The following is a 20,275-nucleotide window of genomic DNA, read 5'->3' as shown; positions in this document are numbered from 1 at the left end:
CCCAGGCCCGACTCATCGGGGCTGGCAGCGCGTGCGTCCGGCGAATGCAAACAGATCATTTCCTTATTCAGAAACGCCTATCAACAGGATGTTGTTCATGGCCAAGCCCCCAAAGAAAGTCGCTGGTTCCGCCAGTACCGATACACCCGCCACCACACGACTACCCGAGGCAGAGCCTCTCACAAATCGTCTTCAGGCAGCCGGCCCTTCCACCGTGCGACTGCCTGGCGATCCGACGCCCCTCGCGCATTTACCGAATGTGCAGGTTGATGCTGATCTGAGTCGACCCGCCGTGATCGTGAGCGACATGCCGCAACCGGCCGTCGAATCGGCGAGGAACGAAATCGCCTGGCCGCGCAGTCGCTATGCGGAACTGGCGCCTTTCGGAGCCGCGGATAGCGGACTGTTTGAGGGGCCGGATTTGCGCATATACGCAGAAATAGGTACGGAAGGCCGCTTTCAGGTCGAGCAGAACGCACAGGGGATCTACCACGTACCTCTTTCCTTCGCGCCCGGGGTTCCCGGGCCGGTCCTGGCGAAAATCGACGGCCAGCCACGCTGGCGTATCGAGCGCCCAGGCTGGCAATCACCACCGATCTCGGCCGAGTATCCCCCAAGCTCACGCTCACCCGCCTACCTTGCCCCTCAATTGACTGCTCTGCTGGAGCCGGCACTTTCGACGGACGGAATCCGTTACGACAAGCACAATAAAGCCTACGTCGAAATGGAAGGGGGGATGGTTCTGGTGGGCAAGCGCCGCGACGGGCACTACCAGGAAATATCCGCCAGCGAACGATCGTCCTCCGGTGCCGAGGTGGAAATGATTCCGGGCACGAAACTCTGGCGCCGGAAAGTCGCGGTCAGTCCGATTGAACAGACCCCCGCGCCATCAGGCCTGCGTCCCACTGCCGGGTCAGACGCTGCCCAGCCTGGCCCAGGCAAGCGACCACGGCTCGACGCAGGCGCGGTTCCGCAACAGCCAACCTCCGCTGACGCGGATCAAACACCATATTTCTGGTTGTCGTGGGGCCATTTGAACCCACCGTCATCGGGAGAGTCGGTGCAATTGGGCTGGCTTCATTACTCGATCGTGCCAACCGGCACGGCGCCCAACCGGGTTCCCAAGGTGTACTTCCTGCAGCACCCGGAGTTTGCACCGGCGTATTTCGATGCCTTTGAACAGATGTTGCGCGACGCACCTGACTTGCAGCCGGTTGCAACCTTTCGCATCGGGTATGAGCCGGGCGAGGCGCGACCGGGCAAACGCTTCTTCGAGAAGCCGTTGTCGCAATCCGTCGCCGAGACCTTCGTGGATTTTTCCGCGTTCACTTCACGGGCCGTCGCCAGAAGACTGTTCGAACTGTCGGATTACCCACCAGCCATCACGGCCACCGGACTGATGAACATACAGGCCGTGTTGCATCAGTGGAACCACAAGCCCTTCCCCACGGTGCCTGCCTATGCCGACCCGCTCAACCTGTTGCCCGTCACTTCCACCAGCGAAATCGCGGGCAGGAAAGTCATCAAACTGCTGCCGCAGGTCGAGGGTGAACTGCACAGGCTCACCTTCGATCCGCAGCATTTCGCGTTCGAATGGCGGCACTACTCGGCTGACCCTTCTGACTACAACCTGCGGCGTCTGGTCGGCGCCCTGCTGATCCGCAGTGGCTATGACGTTTTCCCGCTGACGCACGATCACCGCAGACCGGCGCTGGTCTTCAAACGCGCAGATCAGGAGACGGTATTTTTCCTGAAACTGGGGGTGCTCAACCATGAACTGGTGGTGCATAACACCCTGCCGGGTACCGAGTTGGCCGATCCGGATCTGCCCGCACGCATCGGCAGTGCCGCGCACCTCGCGCTGACGAGCGCCGAGGCACAAAAGAATCTGGTGTGGTTGATCGGCGGCGTGCTGAAGACCGAGTCGGCCGCCGATTCGGTGTTCATTCTCAGAGAGCGTTGAAGCCCGCCGGGAACCCCTGTGTCTCGCGCCTCGAGGGTTCCCAAGCGGCCACGGATACTCTTCGATATCACTGAAATGCCTTGCATCATCTGGCCACAAAGCAAGACGTATATACCGCACGCCACGACTGCCGATTGCCGAACATAAGTGCTCTTGAAACCCGCCGCGCGATTTCAGAATCGTTGCGGCGCAAGTTCGCCTGATCATTTTGGCGCGTCCGCTGCAGAGCCTCGGATGCCGCTTTATCGGAGCACTTCAATGGCTAAGCCACCCAAGAAAATTCCGGCTTCAACGTCAGCCGATACATCACTGCCTCCGCCGAGGCCAGACACCCCGGCGGATACGCGCGCAGGCACCGGGCTTTCCATCGCCGACACGGCAGGCGGGAGTCCGACGCCGGGTTCATCCTCAGCGATGATCGTCTCCGATGTGCCCGGCCAGCGCCCAAGCGTCATCGTCAACGCCCTGCCCGACCCGCTGCCCCACTCACACGTCCAACCCACGCAAGCGGCGCCGGGAGCAGCAGACTCGACGCCGCCGCACGCAGGTGCTGTGGAGGGGGCCGGCAACATCAACATTGCACCTGAGCTGGCGGCACTGCTGCTGAATACCCCGCACACGCCGGAAGGTTTTCGTCACGACAAACGTGGTGCGTCGTATATCAATATGGAGGACGGCAGTCTCTGGCTGGTGCGCAGACAACCCGAGGGGCATTACCGGCAAGCCTCGGCCCATGACCGAAACTGGCTTGGCGCTGAGGTTGAACTGATTCCCACAAGCAAACTCTGGCGGCGAGTAGAGCCGACATCCACGACGGCAAAACGTCCGCAGGCAGATCCAGAGCTCCCGCCTGCTGAAACGGCGGGGCCGAGCAAACGGCCGCGTCATGAACAGGCCGACACCGCTCGGGCAGACGCATTGATGGAGTCGTTGATTTCGCGACAGCCGAATGTTTTGGATCTGTCTGCTGGCCAATGGAAAAACTGGGGGAAAACCAGCAAACCGGAACAGGGCGACTCGATAGAAATAGACGGCGCCCACTTCTCGATTGTCTCCACTGGCGGTCAACCGCACACCGGCCTGGTTTACGTACAACATCCGCGATTTTCGCCCGAGGGCTACGACGGTTTTGAACACGTACTGATCAATGAGCCTTCACATCAACCGAAGTGGGCAATCCAGCGCGACGGCCAATGGCACGTCGTGGAAAACCATTTGCCGTTCGAAATGCCAATGGCGCAATACGTCTCCAGTGCCTTCAAATATTTGTCGGAACATACCGAGCGCGCCCTCGCACGCGGGGTATTCGATCACAGCAGACAATCCAAAGCCCTCGACAACCATGCGTTGTCGATGATGGTGTTGACCTTTCGGCACTGGCACGACCGCATCAACAACGAAGCGCCGACCACACGCGGCCTTCTCGACCCGTTGATGCTGTTGCCCAGACTGTCGGTACAGCCCGACCCACTGTATCCCGGCGGCCTCCTTTCCTTGCCCCCGTCCAACGCGCATAGGTTTCAGCGGATCGATTTCGATCCACAGAAGTTTCCCGGTGAATGGGCCGAATACGCAGCAGCACCCACCCCTGCCAATCTGCGCAACGTGTTCGGCACGCTTCTGCGCAACAACGGCTACACGCTCCATCCGTCCTCGCGCGCATTGCAGGAAGGAGCATTGATCTTTCACCGCGAAGGCGTCGCTGCGGTGTTCGTGTTGAAACTGCCGCGCATCACCGGTCACTCGATTCCTCGCCCCACGTTACCAGGCAGCGAAATCTCCGGTTCCGCGTTTCAGGCAAGGCTGACCCCCGCGGCCCAGCGCGAATTGAACATTCACCTGGCCCAGAAACAGGTCATCTATCTGGTGGGCGGCGTGCAACCAACCGGGCCGAGCAAAAAGAGTTTCTTCATCGTCAGAGAAGGCTGAAAGCCGTTCGTAACCCAATAACCCAATGGAGCACCAAGGATGGTGAAGCCACCCAAGCCAATTCCACTGACCACGCCGTCCGACGCCTTGTCGACCCCGCCGAGACCGGGATCGAATCAGTCCTCGGGCCCCCGTTCCGGCACCGACACTCCCGATCTCGCGGCAGGCAACGCTGTCCGCACCCCAGAACCGTCGGCGGATGTTGCACCAGACGCGACCGGGCGCCTGCCATCGGTAGTGGTCAACGCATCGCCTGAATCGATTGCCAGGTTGCTGGAGAGCAATATGAATTCCATTACCTGGCCCGCTGCCAATGCTCATATGTTGCGCGCGATCGACAATGGCCTGTTTCACAGCCCGCAGGGCGGCACGTATGCGCAGGTCATCGGCGAGGGTTACCTGCAAGTCGAGCGTCAAACGAACGGGCGTTATCGAGTTTTCTGGCCTGCGTCTCTGGGGGAGCCCGGCCCGTTTCTGCAACAGATCGACGGCCAGCCCTTGTGGAGGCCCGATTCGGTTGATCGAGCGGTGCTCTCCCCCGAGGCAGATCGTGCGAGGGCAGGCGCATCAGGCGGCGAATTGCCCAGTCACCTCACGGCCGACCAGGCCAACTGGCGAACAAGAAATACCGCGGCCGGCCCGGACGGCCTCCGTCACGACAAACGCGGAGCGACCTATGTCGAGATGGAAGACGGCACGCTCTGTCTGGTGCGTCGGCAACCCGAGGGGCACTACCGGCAGGCTTCCGCCCACGAACGAAACTGGCTCGGCGCAGACGTTGAACAGATACCGGGCAGCGGACAGTGGCGGATAAAAGCGCCGCAATCATCATCGCAGCATGATTTACCGCACCCCGCGCACAAACGGCCTGCGAGCGAGGCCGACGAAAGTTCGCCCGCACCCGGCAAACGTCCCCGCCTGGCAGAGGAGCAAACACCAGACGACACAGGGTCAATATCCGGGACGACAGCTGATGCCCGACCGCTGGCACCGGCCACGTCTGCCGGGGAATGGCGGCACTGGGGGATGACCCTCAAACCCGAATGGCATGACTCCATAGAAATAGACGGTCAGCACTACGTGATCGTGCCGCAACGCGTACTGCCTGACACTACCCTGGTCTTCCTTCAACACCCGCTGTTCAGTCCGGGTCGATACGACGCGTTCGAGCAGATGCTCAAGAACAATCCATCACTGCAACCGAAGTGGGCCATCAGGAAAGATGACCAATGGACAGTGGTGGAACTCCCGTCATTCGAAAAATCGCTGACTGAGTCTGTAGCCACCTCTTTCCGGTACCTGGCCGACCACTCCTTGAGCGCCATCGCCCGAGCAGCGTTCAACGAGGTCAACCACAGCGAAGTCATCAACGGTGATGGACTGCGCGCGTTGTTCGACACCTTCTATCACTGGGAAAACCGAACCCTTGCCCTCGCCTCCAGACGCGAGCTCGCTGACCCGCTGATGATGCTTCCCGTGTTGCCCACCCAACCCTCCGCCCATCTGAATGGACAGACACTGTTGCTGCCCTCGCCCTTTGCCACGGGTCTGGAACGCATCGACTTTGATACCCGGATGTTCGAACAACGATGGCGTGAGGCCGTGCACGCCCCCGGCTCCAGCCTGCGCGCGTTATTCAGCGAGCTTCTGCAGGACAACGGTTATGCCGTGGATCGCACCAGTCGACTGTTCAGCGAGGATGCCTTGCTGTTTCAGCGCAGCACTCTGGACGTGGTGTTCGTCTTGCGTCTGCGTCCAAGCACCCCGGACGGGAGGGTGAATCGCAGGAGCGATCCTGGCGATGAACTGCTGGCGCCGACACTCAGGGCCCGCCTGGCGCGATCCAGATGGCGGCAAATGCTCGAACCCGACAAGGTCATTTACCTGGTCGGCGGCACGCAAACCGTCTCTGCGCAGCAGACGCTGCTGTTCATCGTCAGAGAAGGTTGAGCGCCATGTCCATCCCCAACCAACCCCATCGAGAATGACCTGCATGGCCAAACCACCAAAAAAAATCCCGGGTACCGCCGTAGCCGATTCCACCACGGGGCCCCGTTCACCGGCGGCGGAGTCGGCTGATATCAGTCCCGCCCCTGGCGCGGCTATCGACACCGCACGGGTGGGTGAACAGCGCATGGCTGACCTCACACCCCATGTGCCGACCGGCGAATTGACACCCCCACCATCGGTGCTGGTCAGCGAACTGCCTGCCCACCGTCCATTGTCACCCAATACTGCGTTGCGCTCGCTCACCTGGCCCGCTGAACACCTGCATTTGTTGATTCCTCTGGATATCGACAGCGGCCTGTCCATCAGCGTCGATGGCAGGATTTATGCCGCTGTCGAGAACGAAGGCCATTTGCTGGTCGAGCGCCAATCCGACGGTCGCTATCAGATTCCCTTCGATTTTGCCCCCGGAGTGCCCGGCCCGTTCGTCAGCAAAATCAGGGACCAGTCATTGTGGCGTTTCGAGATCCCGGCCTGGCTTGTCGAAAACTCAGGCAGACCAGCCCCCTTCACGCCCCCGCCTGGCCCGATTGCCGGTCACACGCCGACATACCTGGCGCCGCATCTGGCGGCCCGGCTTTCTCCAGCAACAGACTCACCCGATGCGATCCGGTATGACCGGTATCGAAAAACCTATGTGGATACCGCCGAAGGCACGGTCATGGTGGGGAAAAATGACGACGGCGATTATCAGCAAACCTCCGCCGCAGATCGCCACCCCTCTGGCGTATTTCTGGAACGGATGCCCGGAACGCTCTACTGGCGGCAAAAAAATCCGCAAACCTCTGCCCGCCACGACAATCCACGTCAGGACAGGCGCCGACCTGCGACGCCGACCGATTCCGCACCAAGCCCCGGTAAACGCTCGTTCATGAGCAACGACGCAGACAGTGCCAGCGATACGCAGGCACTTGCCCAAAGCCTGATTTCGTCCAGCGATGGCACGCTCGATCTGTCTCACGGGGCATGGCGCGACTGGGGCAAGACAACCCCCTGGCCGCTGGAAACGCACGTTGAAATCGACAACCTTTATTACCCGGTGGTGACTCAGACCCTAATCGCCGACACCCCCATGGCCTATATGAAACACCCACGGTTTTCACCGGATCTGTATGACAATTTCGAGCGCATGCTTGTCACCGACCCCGCCTTGCAACCCCGGTGGGTGGTCAAGATCAATGATCGATGGAGCGTTCTGGGCCAGCGCTTGCCGTTCGAGTTGCCGCTGACGCAATACATTTCAGCCCATTTCAAATATCTCACCGAGGAATCGACCAGTTTCCTCGCCCGAGCCATGTACAACCAGGCCAACAGATCGGAAATCATCAACGGCCACGGTCTGGCGGTATTGAATCAGACGTTGCGCTTCTGGGCCGACCGGACGAACAACAAGGTGCAGCGACAGGATCTGGCCGAGCCACTTTGCCTGTTGCGCAAACTGCCGGCTCTGAATGAGGCCCAACGGTCATCAGCGCTTCCTTCCTCGCTGGGTGAAGGTTTGCAGCGACTGGATTTCGATCCGGGGCAATTTGCTCAGCTCTGGATCGATCATGCCGTGCTGCCGGCGACACCTGAACTGCGAAAACTGTTCAGCGCCGTACTGACGAAAAACGGCTACCGCCTCGAGTCTGCAACGCTCAGCACTGGTGAAAACACGCTGCTGTTCCACCGGGAAAAGATCAACAGCCTGTTTGTATTGACCTTCCCAGCAGTCAGCGGTCAGCAAATACAGCGCAACGCAACGCCCGGTATTGCCTGGAGCGATACCGACCTGCAAATCCGTATGGGTGAAAAACAGCAAACATTGGCCACTTATAGAGAGGAACAGCGGCTGGTCCATCTATTGGGTGGCATTGATAAACGCACGCAACGTCTGGCAACGCTGTTTATCGTCAGGGAGGGCTGAGTCTTTCCTGGACAAGTACAACCAATGAAATAACCCAACGTCGCAAGGCGACGATGGCCATTTGTTGCCTGCGGGACGACCGTTACAGGCACCCCGCAACAAACACTGCACGGCCCATTCAATCAACCCATGACCCGACAACATTCAACGATCGATCATTTAGAGATACGCCAATGACTAAACCACCCAAGCCCCCGATGGGCAATCGAACGCCTGATACTTCTACGACCCGACCGGTGCAGGATCAGGGGCCGCCCCATTCGCCCGCCCTTATGATTGGCCCTATGCCTGGCCCGTTGCTTGCCTCGCTCCTCGACAACGTTCCCACCGCAAGTTCAGGGAGGGATACAAGCCCACAAGTAACAGTGACGTACATAACCGATCCAGTGACTACCGACCTCAATGCGAAACTCAGGGAGATTTCCTGGCCCGCCTTGCAGAGTCATCTGCTGCGACCGCATGAATCCGTGGACGGTTTGTTTTTCAGCCCCGAAGATCATCTTTATGCGCATCTTGGTGAAGGTGGCTATTACCGCGCCGAACACAACGTCGATGGCGACTTGCAGATTCCCTGGCCCGCCGCTCCGGGTGTAACGCCTCCCCTACTGAAAAAATCGACGGTCAGCCACGCTGGCGTCTCGAGGCCGACTGGTATTCCCGCCCGCCAACGTCTGAAACCCGGTTACCGCCAGTGCTGGCACCCGCGCCCCCCTCACAGACGTCACTCTTTCTGCCCCCGCACCTGGCGGCGCTGCTGACCATTGCGCCAGACACCACGAACGGTATCCGTTACGACAAGCACAAAAATGCCTACGTCAACATGGCAGAAGGCACTGCCATGGTGCGCCGCAACGATGATGGCCAGTTTGAACTGGCGTGGTCCGGACAGCGGTCAACCGGCGATCTGGTCGAGCAGATACCGCAAACAACGCTCTGGCGTCGCAAGGTCGGCGGCGCGGTGCAAGCGGACAATCGCCGACCAGCCCCCGCCGCCGAGGAGCCGACAGCCGGGCCAAGCAAACGGCCACGCCTGGAGGCTGAACCGGACGCTACCGGGCCGTCTGCTCCTGTGTCATCTGCCAGCGACTGGCATGCCTGGGGAAGCGCCGTAAAACCAAGCACCGGAGACTCTATCGAGATCGACGGACAACACTATCCGATCGTTTCGCAGGCGGGACATGCCACTGACGCCCTGGTCTTTATCAAACCCCCACTGTTCGCCGCCGAAGGCTTCGAGGCTTTCGAGCAGATGTTACGCACCACCCCGCAGTTGCAGCCCAAGGGCGCAGTGAAGTTGAAGGAAAGATGGGGAATACCGATCAACGACAAATGGGAGGTCGTCGCTGGCCCTCCATTTAAAAAACCCCTCGCGCAGTACGTGGCCGATACTTTTCCATACATGGCAGATCATTCGGCGAGTGCCGTCGCCCGCGCCATGTTCAATCGCGCCAATCACGCCGAAACGCTCAATGGTTACGGGCTGAACGATTTGTTTGAAACCTTCCAGTATTGGGCAGTCAGGCCGCAAAACATGTGGGATCAAAAAGTCAGCCGATACGATCTGGTCGACCCGTTGTTGTTACTGCCTGCGCTTTCCCGACCCGGCGAGAGTTACATTGCCAAACCGTCAGGGTTCGCCGAAAGCCTGCAACGTATCGACTTCGATTTGCAGCGCGTGCCTCAGCATTTGCGCAAGATCAACGACGAGTATCGCAGCAAAAAACTGCGAACACTGTTCCAGAGCATTCTGACGGAACAGGGTTATCAGGTTTCCTATAGCTTTCGGGGATCGGCGGCCCAGCAAGATGCATTGATGATTCAGCAGCAAGGTGTCGACCTTGTATTCATCCTGCGCTTCCCGGCCTTGATGCAGGGCAACTACCTGGATTTCGATGTCACGAACTGGCTGCGAACCAAAGCACTGGTCAACAAACATGAGCCTTCCGACAAGGTACTGTTGAACAAAGCACTCGCCGAAGACAAGGTCGTATATTTGATAGGCGGTCTGGAAAGAGATCCTTCGGGCCAACCGAGTCTTTTTGTTTTCCGACAAAAATAACGATCGCTTCGGTTCAAGCCTTAAGCCTGGCCAAGTCTGACATCAGCCCGACGCAGACGAAAAAAAGCCCGCAGTGTGAGCGGGCGAAAGACCAAAGAAGCTATATGCGCAGTCGCTTCCCGGTGGGGGCAGCTGCTTGGGGGTCAGCTGCCCCGGTACGTGGAATAGCTGTAAGGCGAAATCAGCAATGGCACGTGGTAGTGATCCTGTTCGGCAGAAATGCCGAAGCGCAGCACCACCACGTCCAGAAAGGCCGGCTCCGGCAACTGAACGCCTCGGGCGCGGTAGTAATCGCCCGCGTGGAACTGAACCTGATAAACGCCGGTACGATAATCATCGCCTTGCAGCAGCGGCGCATCGACCCGGCCATCGCTGTTGGTTACAGCACTGGCGACCAATTCCAGGTGCGAACCTTCAACGCGGTACAGCTCGACCTTGATCGAACTGCCAGGGCAACCGTGTGCAGCGTCCAAAACGTGTGTTGTCAAACGTCCCATTGATTCTGCGCGCCTGGCCGCAAAGAGCAGTCAGACTTCGCGCCTCCCGAAGTCAGTTGAAAAGGAGACCGCACCGATTCGGAGCACGAAAAGTTGCGGCGAGCGACTGATTAAGACACTTTTCAAAAAAATTGTACACAATAAAAACGACATTTTTCACACCACCCCCGCCATTCGGGGGTTTCCTCGAGTTCTGCCAGCAACACGCCTATTCATTGAACCTCCTATCCATTAGCTGACTGGTCAGGCAGGTTTCTTGCAGGCTCACGCCAATAGCAGCAAAAGATGACAGTCGGTGAAAAATGCGAAAATTCAGGCTTACAAATTGCGAATAAAGTTGTATACAATCAGCCCATCGCTGTGACGCCAGCCTGCCAGGCCGCCACACAAATCTGTCAACGAACAAGAAGGAAGACTGCAGTGAGCGCTGACTACCCACGCGACCTGATCGGTTACGGCAGTAACCCTCCTCACCCACACTGGCCGGGCAATGCCCGCATCGCCCTGTCGTTCGTACTCAATTACGAAGAAGGCGGCGAGCGCAACATTCTGCACGGCGACAAAGAATCCGAAGCCTTCCTGTCCGAGATGGTTGCCGCCCAGCCGCTGCAAGGCGCGCGCAATATGAGCATGGAATCGCTTTACGAGTATGGCAGCCGCGCCGGCGTCTGGCGGATTCTGAAACTGTTCAAGGAATTCGACATTCCGTTGACCATCTTCGCAGTCGCCATGGCCGCCCAGCGCCACCCGGACGTGATCCGCGCAATGGTCGATGCCGGCCACGAGATCTGCAGCCACGGCTATCGCTGGATCGACTACCAGTACATGGACGAAGCGCAGGAACGTGAGCACATGCTCGAAGCGATCCGCGTTCTCACCGAAATCACCGGCGAGCGCCCACTGGGCTGGTACACCGGCCGCACCGGCCCGAACACCCGTCGTCTGGTCATGGAAGAAGGTGGTTTCCTCTACGACTGCGACACCTACGACGATGACCTGCCCTACTGGGAACCGAACAACCCGACCGGCAAGCCGCATCTGGTGATCCCGTATACCCTCGACACCAACGACATGCGCTTCACCCAGGTGCAAGGTTTCAACAAGGGTGACGACTTCTTCGAATACCTCAAAGACGCGTTCGACGTGCTTTACGCCGAAGGTGCCGAAGCGCCGAAGATGCTGTCGATCGGTCTGCACTGCCGCCTCATCGGCCGTCCGGGTCGCATCGCTTCGCTCAAACGCTTTATCGAATACGCCAAAAGTCATGAACAGGTGTGGTTCAGCCGCCGCGTCGATATCGCGCGTCACTGGCACGAAACCCAGCCGTACCAAGGGGCCGCCCAATGAGCCGCTTTCAAACCCTGCAACCGTCGAGCCTGAGCCGCGACGCTTTCGTCAAAGCCTTCGCCGACATCTACGAACATTCGCCATGGGTGGCCGAGAAGGCCTATGACCTGGGCGCGGACGCTTCGATCGACGAGATCGAAACCCTGCACCAGCGCATGAGCGACATCCTGTTGAGCGCCGATCACGCCAGCCAGCTTGCACTGATCAACGCTCACCCGGACCTGGCCGGCAAAGCTGCCGTTCAGGGCCAACTGACCGAAGCCAGCACCAATGAACAGGCTGGCGCCGGTATTCACCAATGCACGGCCGAAGAGTTCCAGCGCTTCACCGAGCTGAACGACGCCTACAAAGCCAAGTTCAAGTTTCCCTTCATCATGGCGGTAAAAGGCAGCAACCGGCATCAGATCCTCGCGGCGTTCGAAACGCGCATTCACAACTCGCAAGACACCGAGTTCAAATGCGCGCTGGCGGAGATCAACAAGATTGCCCTGTTCCGTTTACTGACCCTATAGCGAGCCTGACCCGAGTACATCAAACGCGGAGAGTACCCAGGGTCTTGCAAGCATCCCCAGCCACTTATTTAAAGGCAGACAAGAAGAATGAAAGCTTACGCCGTACCTTTCGAAAAATTCGTCAACCTGGCCGATGCCCGTCTGGGCACCAAAATCATCTCGGTCACCGATGACTGGTTCGCAGACGCCAATCGTCTGTTCCAACCGACCCCGGCCGTATGGAAGGAGGGCGTGTTCGATGACAACGGCAAGTGGATGGACGGCTGGGAATCGCGCCGCAAGCGCTTCGAAGGCTTCGACAGCGCTGTGATTCGTCTGGGCGTACCGGGCTCGATCAAAGGCGTGGACATCGACACTTCATTCTTCACCGGCAACTTCCCGCCATCGGCCTCTCTGGAAGCGTGCTTCCTGGCCTCGGGCGAGCCTGATGAAAACACTCAGTGGACTGAAGTGCTGTCGGCCGTCGAGCTGCAGGGCAACAGCCACCACTACCACGAAATCAGCAACGACCAAGCGTTCAGCCACCTGCGCTTCAACATCTACCCGGACGGCGGTGTAGCCCGTCTGCGCGTGTACGGCATTCCGTTCCGCGACTGGTCGGCGGTTGGCGATAACGAGCAAGTCGATCTGGCAGCAGCCCTTAACGGTGGCCGCGCCCTCGCCTGCTCCGACGAACACTTCGGCCGCATGAGCAACATCCTCAACCCGGGCCGTGGCATCAACATGGGCGACGGCTGGGAAACTGCACGTCGTCGTACCCCGGGCAATGACTGGGTCATCGTCGCGCTGGGTCATCCGGGCGAGATCGAGAAGATCGTCGTCGACACCCTGCACTTCAAAGGCAACTACCCGGACACCTGCTCGATCCAGGGCGCGTTCGTCAAGGGCGGTACTGACAGCCAGATCGAAACCCAGTCGCTGTTCTGGCGTGAACTGCTGCCGAGCCAGAAGCTGGAAATGCACGCCGAACACACCTTCGTCGAGCAGATCAAGGCGCTGGGCCCGATCACCCACATCCGCCTGAACGTGTTCCCGGACGGTGGCGTAAGTCGCCTGCGCGTACTCGGCAAGGTCGCGAAGTAATGCTGAGCCTGTAGGAGCTGCCGCAGGCTGCGATCTTTTGATCTTAAAAACCAAGTCAAAAGATCGCAGGCTTCGCCAGCTCCTACAGGGATCGCGCAAGACGCACTGACAAGTTGAACAACACAGAATTCGGATAAGAAGAACAGCATGCGCACACTAACGATTGAACCGCTGAGCAAAGAAGCCTTCGCCCCTTTCGGTGACGTGATCGAAACCGACGGCAGCGATCACTTCATGATCAACAACGGTTCGACCATGCGCTTCCACAAACTGGCGACGGTCGAAACCGCTCAGCCTGAGGACAACGCGATCATCAGCATCTTCCGCGCCGACGCGCAGGACATGCCGCTGACCGTTTGCATGCTGGAACGCCATCCGCTGGGCAGCCAGGCTTTCATACCGCTGCTCGGCAACCCCTTTCTGATCGTGGTCGCGCCAGTTGGCGATGAACCTGTATCAGGCTTGGTCCGCGCCTTCGTCACCAACGGCAGGCAGGGCATTAATTACCATCGCGGCGTTTGGCACCATCCGGTGCTGACGATCGAAAAGCGGGATGACTTCCTGGTGGTTGATCGCAGTGGCACAGGCAATAACTGCGATGAGCATTTTTTCAAAGAGGATGAGCGTTTGATCCTCGCCCCCCACCAATAAGAGAAGGTCTGATCACTCGACAACAAGAGTGACAGGCGAGAGGTAAAGACTGTGGAAGCACATCTGTTGGAATGGCTGAACCTGAGCGTGCGCTGGGTTCACATGATTACTGGCGTGGCCTGGATCGGCGCGTCGTTCTACTTCGTCTGGCTGGAGAACAACCTCAACCGCGTCAACCCGAAAACCGGCCTGGCCGGTGACCTGTGGGCGATCCACGGTGGCGGTATCTATCACCTGGAAAAATACAAACTGGCCCCACCGGCGATGCCGGAGAACCTGCACTGGTTCAAATGGGAAGCCTACTTCACCTGGATGTCGGGTATCGCGCTGCTGTGCGTGGTGTTCTACTCCAATCCAACGCTCTACCTGCTGGCTCCGGGCAGCACCCTGAGCGGCCCTGAAGGCGTGGCCATCGGTATCGGCTCGCTGTTCCTCGGCTGGTTCATCTACTCCTTCCTCTGTGATTCGGCCTTGGGCAAACGCCCTGCTCTGCTCGGCTTCATTCTGTTCGTGCTGATCATCGGCGCGGCGTATGGCTTCAGCAAAGTGTTCAGCGGTCGTGGTGCGTACCTGCACGTCGGCGCGATCATCGGCACCATCATGGTCGGTAACGTGTTCCGCATCATCATGCCGGCGCAACGCGCACTGGTCGCGGCGATTGCCGAGAACCGTACGCCGGACCCGGCGCTGCCAGCCAAAGGCTTGCTGCGTTCGCGTCACAACAACTACTTCACCCTGCCGGTGCTGTTCATCATGATCAGCAACCACTTCCCGAGCACCTATGGCAGCCAGTACAACTGGTTGATCCTGGCCGGGATCGCCGTGTTGGCGGTGTTGGTGCGTCACTACTTCAACACCCGTCACGACAGCCACAAGTTTGCCTGGACTCTGCCGGTTGCGGCGGTGGGCATGATCACTCTGGCCTACGTCACCGGCCCAACGCCGATGTCGACCGCGCCGGAAGTGGCCAAGGCACCAGCGAAAATCGAGTACCAACCGCTGCCGGAAACGGCATTGGGCGGTGGCGCGAAACCGGCTGAAGCGGCGGCACCTGCAGCACCGGCTGAACCTGCCGCAGCACCGGCGCAAGCGTCCAACGCCGGTCCTGGTTTTGACAAAGTGCACAGCGTGATTCAAGAGCGTTGCGCGGTTTGCCACTCGGCCAAACCAACCAGCCCGTTGTTCAGTGCGGCGCCTGCCGGTGTGATGTTCGACACCCCTGAGCAGATCCGTCAGAACGCGGCACGCATCCAGGCGCAAGCCATCACCACGCAGATCATGCCACTGGGCAACATCACTCAGATGACCCAGCAGGAACGTGACCTGATCGGTGCATGGATCGCCCAGGGAGCACAGACCAACTAAGCAACAAAGCTTCGCGAGCAGGCTCGCTCCCACAGAGATCACGCATTTCCTGTGGGAGCGAGCTTGCTCGCGAATGGCCGCAACGCGGTCGACCTGATGCAAAGAAACAGCTGTGAGCAACCCGACAGCTGTTAATCACAAGAATAAAAAGATCCGAGGTGTTGCATGTCCGAGCTGTCCAAAGCGCGCATCCCCGACGCACCCGCCATTCAGCGATTGCCCCTTTTGCAACTGATCCTGGTCGGTTTGCAACATGTTCTGCTGATGTACGGTGGTGCCATCGCGGTGCCGCTGATCATTGGACAGGCCGCTGGCCTGAGTCGTGAAGAAATTGCCTTCCTGATCAACGCCGACCTGCTGGTCGCCGGTATCGCCACCATCGTGCAGTCCATGGGCATCGGCCCGATGGGCATTCGCATGCCGGTGATGATGGGCGCCAGTTTTGCCGCTGTCGGCAGCATGGTCGCCATGGCCGGCATGCCCGGTATCGGCCTGCAAGGCATCTTCGGTGCGACGATTGCCGCCGGTTTCTTCGGTATGCTCATCGCGCCGTTCATGTCCAAAGTCGTGCGCTTTTTCCCGCCGCTGGTGACCGGCACGGTCATCACCTCGATCGGTTTATCGCTGTTCCCCGTGGCCGTGAATTGGGCCGGCGGCGGTGCTGGCGCCGCGCAATTCGGCTCACCGATTTATCTGGCCATCGCCGCACTGGTGTTGGGCACTATCCTGCTGGTCCACCGCTTCATGCGCGGTTTCTGGGTGAACATTTCCGTACTGATCGGCATGTGCTTCGGCTACATCCTGTGCGGCGCGATCGGCATGGTCGACCTGAGCGGCATGGCCAACGCGCCATGGATTCAGTTCGTCACCCCGCTGCATTTCGGCATGCCGAAATTCGAACTGGCACCGATCCTGTCGATGTGTCTGGTGGTGGTGATCATCTTCGTAGAATCCACCGGGATGTTCCTCGCGCTGGGCAAGATCACCGGCCAGGAAGTCTGCCCACGCATGCTGCGTCGCGGCTTGCTGTGTGATGCCGGCGCCTCGTTTGTCGCTGGTTTCTTCAACACTTTCACCCACTCCTCGTTCGCGCAGAACATCGGTCTGGTGCAGATGACCGGTGTACGTTGCCGCTCGGTGACCATCGTTGCCGGTGGCTTGCTGATCGTCCTGAGCCTGCTGCCAAAAGCCGCATTCCTTGTTGCCTCTATTCCCCCAGCAGTGTTGGGCGGCGCAGCGATTGCGATGTTCGGCATGGTCGCGGCCACCGGCATCAAGATTCTCCAGGAAGCCGACATCGGTGATCGGCGCAACCAACTGCTGGTGGCGGTGAGCATCGGCATGGGCCTGATCCCGGTGGTACGTCCGGAGTTCTTCGCGCATCTACCGCTATGGATGAGCCCGATTACTCACAGCGGCATCGCCATGGCCACGCTCAGCGCGCTGACGCTGAACCTGCTGTTCAACATTCTCGGCGGCAAAGAGCGCGCAGCGATCAACGACTGCCATGCGCATTAACAGCATTACCGATTATCCCTGTGGGAGCGAGCTTGCTCGCGAAGAGGCCATGTCAGTCAACATCCCTGTTGAATGACACACCGCTTTCGCGAGCAAGCTCGCTCCCACAGGGACTGTGCAACGCCCTGCCTCAAACAATAAAAACAAGAGGGAGCAACAGATGATTCGCACGCAAACCAACGTTCTGTTGAGTGGCGGCCTGCTGGCCGCGAGTCAGGCCATGGCCGGCGATTTACTGCTGTGGCAGACCAACAGCCTCAGCTATCTGTACGGCAAGAACTTCGCGATCAACCCGTCGATCCAGCAGACGCTGACCTTCGAGCACGCCGACAAGTGGAAGTACGGCGACAACTTCCTGTTCGTCGACAAGATCTTCTACAACGGCAAAGAAGACGCGAACAAAGGCCCACACGCCTTCTACGGTGAATTCACCCCGCGCTTCTCGTTCGGCAAGATCTTCGACCAGAAACTTGAGTTCGGCCCGATCAAAGACGTCCTGCTCGCCATGACTTACGAGTACGGCGAAGGCGACAGTGAGGCCTATCTGATCGGCCCCGGCTTCGACCTCAAGGTGCCCGGCTTCAACTACGTCACCCTGAACATTTTCCGCCGCCAGACCGAAGGCCCGCGCCCCGGCGATGGCGTCTGGCAGATCACCCCCGGCTGGTCCTACAGCTTTCCCCTGGGCAATTCCGATGTGCTGATTGACGGCTACCTCGACTGGGTGGTCGACAACGATGAGAACTCGCGCGGCACCTATCACGCCAACCTGCACATCAACCCGCAGATCAAATATGACCTGGGCAAAGCCTTGGGCTGGAGCCACAAGCAACTGTATGTCGGTACCGAATACAGTTATTGGAAAAATAAATACGGCGTCGAAAACACCCACAACTTCGACACCAATCAGAACACCGCCAGCCTGCTGGTGAAGGTGCACTTCTAAGATGGCCCGCAACCGTGCCCCATGCCTGTCGTCGGTGCTCTGTTGCGGGGCACTTGAGACCTGGCCGTTGAGTCAGTATTCTCCGCGGCCTCTTGAATTCGGTCTAAAAAAAAGCCCGGATTTAATTCCTGACCGAAAAGCCAACTTATCCCGGCCCCGGTCAGTACCGAGGCATCCCGAAAACACACTCAATCGACTGTTTTTCAGCAGCCGAGCGGGTGTTTTTTTGCTTTTCGAAAGCCTTGGCTCGGCTCTTGCTAACAGCAACGAAGCTGACCGATCGGATGACTTTTGCAGCAACGAAAAAAGGCGCCACACCAGAGCGCCGATCTTAAAAAAATAAACGTGGAACACCTACTTTGGGAGCAACCGAATGAAACGTATGTGCACCAGCCTGATGCTCGCGGGATCAATGTTGGCCGGCGGCCAGGCCATGGCCGAGGGCCTGCTGCAGTGGCAGAACAACAGCCTGACCTACCTCTATGGCAAGGACTTCCAGGTCAACCCGCGCATCCAGCAGACCGTCACCTTCGAGCACGCCGATGCGTGGAAGTACGGGGACAACTTCTTCTTCCTCGACAAGATCTTCTACAACGGTGGCAAGGACTTCAGCAACGGTCCGAACACCTACTACGGCGAGTTCAGCCCGCGCATCTCGCTGGGCAAAGTGCTCGACCAGAAGATCGAGTTCGGCCCGATCAAAGACGTGCTGGTGGCGATGACTTACGAGTTCGGCGAAGGCGACACCGAGTCGTACCTGATCGGTCCAGGCTTCGACCTGGCGATCCCGGGCTTCGACTACTTCCAGTTGAACTTCTACCAGCGTCACACCCAAGGTGCTCGCGCCGGTGACAACGTCTGGCAGATCACCCCGGTCTGGTCCTATACCATCCCGGTCGGCAAGTCGGACATCCTGATCGACGGCTTCATGGACTGGGTCACCGACAACGACTCCAACTCCAAAGGCGATTACCACGCCAACCTGCACTTCAACCCACAGGTCAAATACGACTTGGGCAAGGCGTTGAGTTTCGGCGAGAAGCAGTTGTATGTCGGTGTGGAATACGACTACTGGAAAGACAAGTACGGCATCGACGACACCGGTGCGTTCAAGACCAATCAGAGCACCACGAGCTTCCTGGTGAAGTTCCACTTCTGATCCGGCGGCGTCCGTATGGACGCCTTCGCGAGCAAGCTCGCTCCCACAGTGGTTCTATGTTGAATGCAAATGCCGCATACGACGCCGAACCCTGTGGGAGCGAGCTTGCTCGCGAATGGCGGCACCACAAATCTCAAGCCGGAACCACCGCTTCGGATATGCCCAAAAACCGGCACAACTCCTCACGTTTGGCCAGCGCATCACGCCGCCCCAGATCAATCAACTCGCTGCAATACCCCGCCTCGAACAGCAGATAACTCAACACCCCAGCCCCACTGGTCTTGGTCGCTCCCGGCCCGCGCAAGAACAAACGCAACGCCGCCGGCAATTCCTGGCGATGCCGCGCCGCGATCTCATCGATCGGCTGACTCGGCGAAATTACCAGCACCTCCACCGGTGCCACACCGAGCTCGCGCGTCGGCGTGCCGGCAGGCATCAAGTGGCTGAACTGGTTGAGACGCTGCAGCAACTCGATGTCGCTCTCAAGGCTGTCAATGAACGTGCTGTTGAGCATGTGCCCGCCAATCTGCGCCAGCGTCGGCTGTTGCCCCGTGTAGGCGCGCTCCAGCGGCTGCTGCGGATCAAGCCCGCGCGGGTTGCCGCTGACACCCACCACCAGCACCCGGCTCGCCCCTAAGTGCAGCGCCGGGCTGATCGGCGCCGATTGCCGCACCGCGCCATCGCCAAAGTATTCATCGCCAATTTTCACCGGCGCGAACAACAACGGAATCGCCGAACTGGCCAGCAAGTGATCCACCGACAACTGCGTCGGCACCCCGATGCGCCGATGCCGCAGCCATGCATCGATCTTGCCGCCGCCCTGATAGAACGTCACCGCCTGCCCCGACTCATAGCCGAACGCGGTCACCGCCACCGCATGCAATTGCTTGCGCGCAATCGATTCGGCGATGCCGGGCATGTGCAGTTTTTCATTGAGCAGTTCGCGCAGCGGCGAACTGTTGAGCAGCGCCACCGGCAATTGCCGACCGAGGCCGAGCAGGCTGTGGCTGACAAAGCGGCTGGCCTGACGGATAACCCCGGGCCAGTCACTGCGCAGCACGCGATGACTGCGAAAGCCCTGCCAGAACAAGGTGAGACGCTCGATCGCAGCGCGAAAATCCGTGGCACCACTGGCGAGACTGACCGCATTGATCGCCCCAGCCGAGGTGCCGACGATCACCGGAAACGGATTGTCCGCGCCCACCGGCAGCAATTCGGCAATCGCCGCCAGCACCCCCACCTGATACGCCGCCCGAGCCCCGCCGCCGGAAAGAATCAAACCTGTGACCGGTTCAGCTGGGCTCATCGCAACACTCCATGGTGCTTAAAAGGA

15 protein-coding genes are annotated in these 20,275 nt (G+C 59.3%); 13 read left to right on the top strand and 2 right to left on the bottom strand.

The annotated features are described in order from the left end of the window. Positions 1-97 precede the first annotated feature (97 nt). The 5 genes from GTU76_RS24555 to GTU76_RS24535 all read left to right on the top strand — a co-directional run bounded on the left by GTU76_RS24555 (position 98) and on the right by GTU76_RS24535 (position 9,864). The gene (locus GTU76_RS24555) at positions 98-1,963 is read left to right on the top strand and encodes a hypothetical protein (RefSeq protein WP_180699799.1); all 1,866 of its coding nucleotides are present in this window, start codon (positions 98-100) and stop codon (positions 1,961-1,963) included. A 258-nt stretch (positions 1,964-2,221) separates the two neighbouring features. Further along, positions 2,222-3,892, top strand: coding sequence for a hypothetical protein (locus GTU76_RS24550; RefSeq protein ID WP_180699798.1), 1,671 nt, complete (start codon positions 2,222-2,224; stop codon positions 3,890-3,892). Positions 3,893-4,177: 285 nt separating this feature from the next. Then, positions 4,178-5,842, top strand: a complete 1,665-nt coding sequence (locus GTU76_RS24545; protein WP_180699797.1) for a hypothetical protein — start codon at positions 4,178-4,180, stop codon at positions 5,840-5,842. Between the two features lie 43 nt (positions 5,843-5,885). Continuing rightward, positions 5,886-7,805, top strand: coding sequence for a hypothetical protein (locus GTU76_RS24540; protein ID WP_180699796.1), 1,920 nt, complete (start codon positions 5,886-5,888; stop codon positions 7,803-7,805). Positions 7,806-8,496: 691 nt separating this feature from the next. Beyond that, positions 8,497-9,864, top strand: a complete 1,368-nt coding sequence (locus GTU76_RS24535; RefSeq protein ID WP_180699795.1) for a hypothetical protein — start codon at positions 8,497-8,499, stop codon at positions 9,862-9,864. Between the two features lie 143 nt (positions 9,865-10,007). Here the strand turns inward: GTU76_RS24535 and uraH are convergent, their stop codons facing one another. After that, the gene (uraH, locus tag GTU76_RS24530; protein WP_007913983.1) at positions 10,008-10,361 is read right to left on the bottom strand and encodes a hydroxyisourate hydrolase; all 354 of its coding nucleotides are present in this window, start codon (positions 10,359-10,361) and stop codon (positions 10,008-10,010) included. 420 nt (positions 10,362-10,781) lie between these two features. Between uraH and puuE the strand changes: the two genes are divergently transcribed. From puuE to GTU76_RS24490, 8 genes are all read left to right on the top strand, one after another. Beyond that, entirely contained in the window at positions 10,782-11,708 is a 927-nt protein-coding gene (puuE, locus tag GTU76_RS24525; protein WP_095120001.1) for an allantoinase PuuE, read from the top strand. Next, entirely contained in the window at positions 11,705-12,220 is a 516-nt protein-coding gene (gene uraD, locus GTU76_RS24520; protein ID WP_016982874.1) for a 2-oxo-4-hydroxy-4-carboxy-5-ureidoimidazoline decarboxylase, read from the top strand. Before puuE ends, uraD begins: the two co-directional genes overlap by 4 nt. An 87-nt stretch (positions 12,221-12,307) precedes the next feature. Then, positions 12,308-13,303: an allantoicase gene (alc, locus tag GTU76_RS24515; protein WP_007913974.1), complete on the top strand. Its 996-nt coding sequence runs from the start codon at positions 12,308-12,310 to the stop codon at positions 13,301-13,303. 147 nt (positions 13,304-13,450) lie between these two features. Then, a complete protein-coding gene (locus GTU76_RS24510; RefSeq protein ID WP_034151759.1) occupies positions 13,451-13,954 on the top strand; it encodes an ureidoglycolate lyase in 504 nt (167 codons plus the stop codon). Between the two features lie 51 nt (positions 13,955-14,005). Continuing rightward, the gene (locus tag GTU76_RS24505; protein ID WP_180699794.1) at positions 14,006-15,319 is read left to right on the top strand and encodes a urate hydroxylase PuuD; all 1,314 of its coding nucleotides are present in this window, start codon (positions 14,006-14,008) and stop codon (positions 15,317-15,319) included. 165 nt (positions 15,320-15,484) lie between these two features. Then, complete coding sequence (locus GTU76_RS24500) at positions 15,485-16,837, top strand: nucleobase:cation symporter-2 family protein (protein WP_180699793.1); 1,353 nt, start codon at positions 15,485-15,487, stop codon at positions 16,835-16,837. A 160-nt stretch (positions 16,838-16,997) separates the two neighbouring features. Further along, the gene (locus GTU76_RS24495) at positions 16,998-17,783 is read left to right on the top strand and encodes an outer membrane protein OmpK (protein WP_016982869.1); all 786 of its coding nucleotides are present in this window, start codon (positions 16,998-17,000) and stop codon (positions 17,781-17,783) included. A gap of 373 nt (positions 17,784-18,156) precedes the next feature. Then, positions 18,157-18,942: an outer membrane protein OmpK gene (locus tag GTU76_RS24490; protein ID WP_007913962.1), complete on the top strand. Its 786-nt coding sequence runs from the start codon at positions 18,157-18,159 to the stop codon at positions 18,940-18,942. Positions 18,943-19,075: 133 nt separating this feature from the next. Here the strand turns inward: GTU76_RS24490 and GTU76_RS24485 are convergent, their stop codons facing one another. Next, positions 19,076-20,248, bottom strand: coding sequence for a patatin-like phospholipase family protein (locus tag GTU76_RS24485; RefSeq protein WP_180699792.1), 1,173 nt, complete (start codon positions 20,246-20,248; stop codon positions 19,076-19,078). Positions 20,249-20,275 lie beyond the last annotated feature (27 nt).

Origin of the sequence: Pseudomonas crudilactis (genome assembly GCF_013433315.1) — a bacterium.
GTDB classification, from domain to species: Bacteria; Pseudomonadota; Gammaproteobacteria; order Pseudomonadales; family Pseudomonadaceae; genus Aquipseudomonas; species Aquipseudomonas crudilactis.
The sequence above is the reverse complement of the archived record's forward strand: the minus strand, read 5'-3'. Positions and strand labels throughout refer to the sequence as shown.

What these genes read in the sequence shown, in the direction of transcription:
- GTU76_RS24545 (WP_180699797.1), top strand. Translation starts at nt 4,178, where the DNA reads ATGAATTCCATTACCTGGCCCGCTGCCAATGCTCATATGTTGCGCGCG.
- uraH (WP_007913983.1), bottom strand. Translation starts at nt 10,361, where the DNA reads ATGGGACGTTTGACAACACACGTTTTGGACGCTGCACACGGTTGCCCT.
- GTU76_RS24540 (WP_180699796.1), top strand. Translation starts at nt 5,886, where the DNA reads ATGGCCAAACCACCAAAAAAAATCCCGGGTACCGCCGTAGCCGATTCC.
- GTU76_RS24550 (WP_180699798.1), top strand. Translation starts at nt 2,222, where the DNA reads ATGGCTAAGCCACCCAAGAAAATTCCGGCTTCAACGTCAGCCGATACA.
- GTU76_RS24495 (WP_016982869.1), top strand. Translation starts at nt 16,998, where the DNA reads ATGATTCGCACGCAAACCAACGTTCTGTTGAGTGGCGGCCTGCTGGCC.
- alc (WP_007913974.1), top strand. Translation starts at nt 12,308, where the DNA reads ATGAAAGCTTACGCCGTACCTTTCGAAAAATTCGTCAACCTGGCCGAT.
- uraD (WP_016982874.1), top strand. Translation starts at nt 11,705, where the DNA reads ATGAGCCGCTTTCAAACCCTGCAACCGTCGAGCCTGAGCCGCGACGCT.
- GTU76_RS24510 (WP_034151759.1), top strand. Translation starts at nt 13,451, where the DNA reads ATGCGCACACTAACGATTGAACCGCTGAGCAAAGAAGCCTTCGCCCCT.
- GTU76_RS24490 (WP_007913962.1), top strand. Translation starts at nt 18,157, where the DNA reads ATGAAACGTATGTGCACCAGCCTGATGCTCGCGGGATCAATGTTGGCC.
- GTU76_RS24500 (WP_180699793.1), top strand. Translation starts at nt 15,485, where the DNA reads ATGTCCGAGCTGTCCAAAGCGCGCATCCCCGACGCACCCGCCATTCAG.
- GTU76_RS24555 (WP_180699799.1), top strand. Translation starts at nt 98, where the DNA reads ATGGCCAAGCCCCCAAAGAAAGTCGCTGGTTCCGCCAGTACCGATACA.
- GTU76_RS24485 (WP_180699792.1), bottom strand. Translation starts at nt 20,248, where the DNA reads ATGAGCCCAGCTGAACCGGTCACAGGTTTGATTCTTTCCGGCGGCGGG.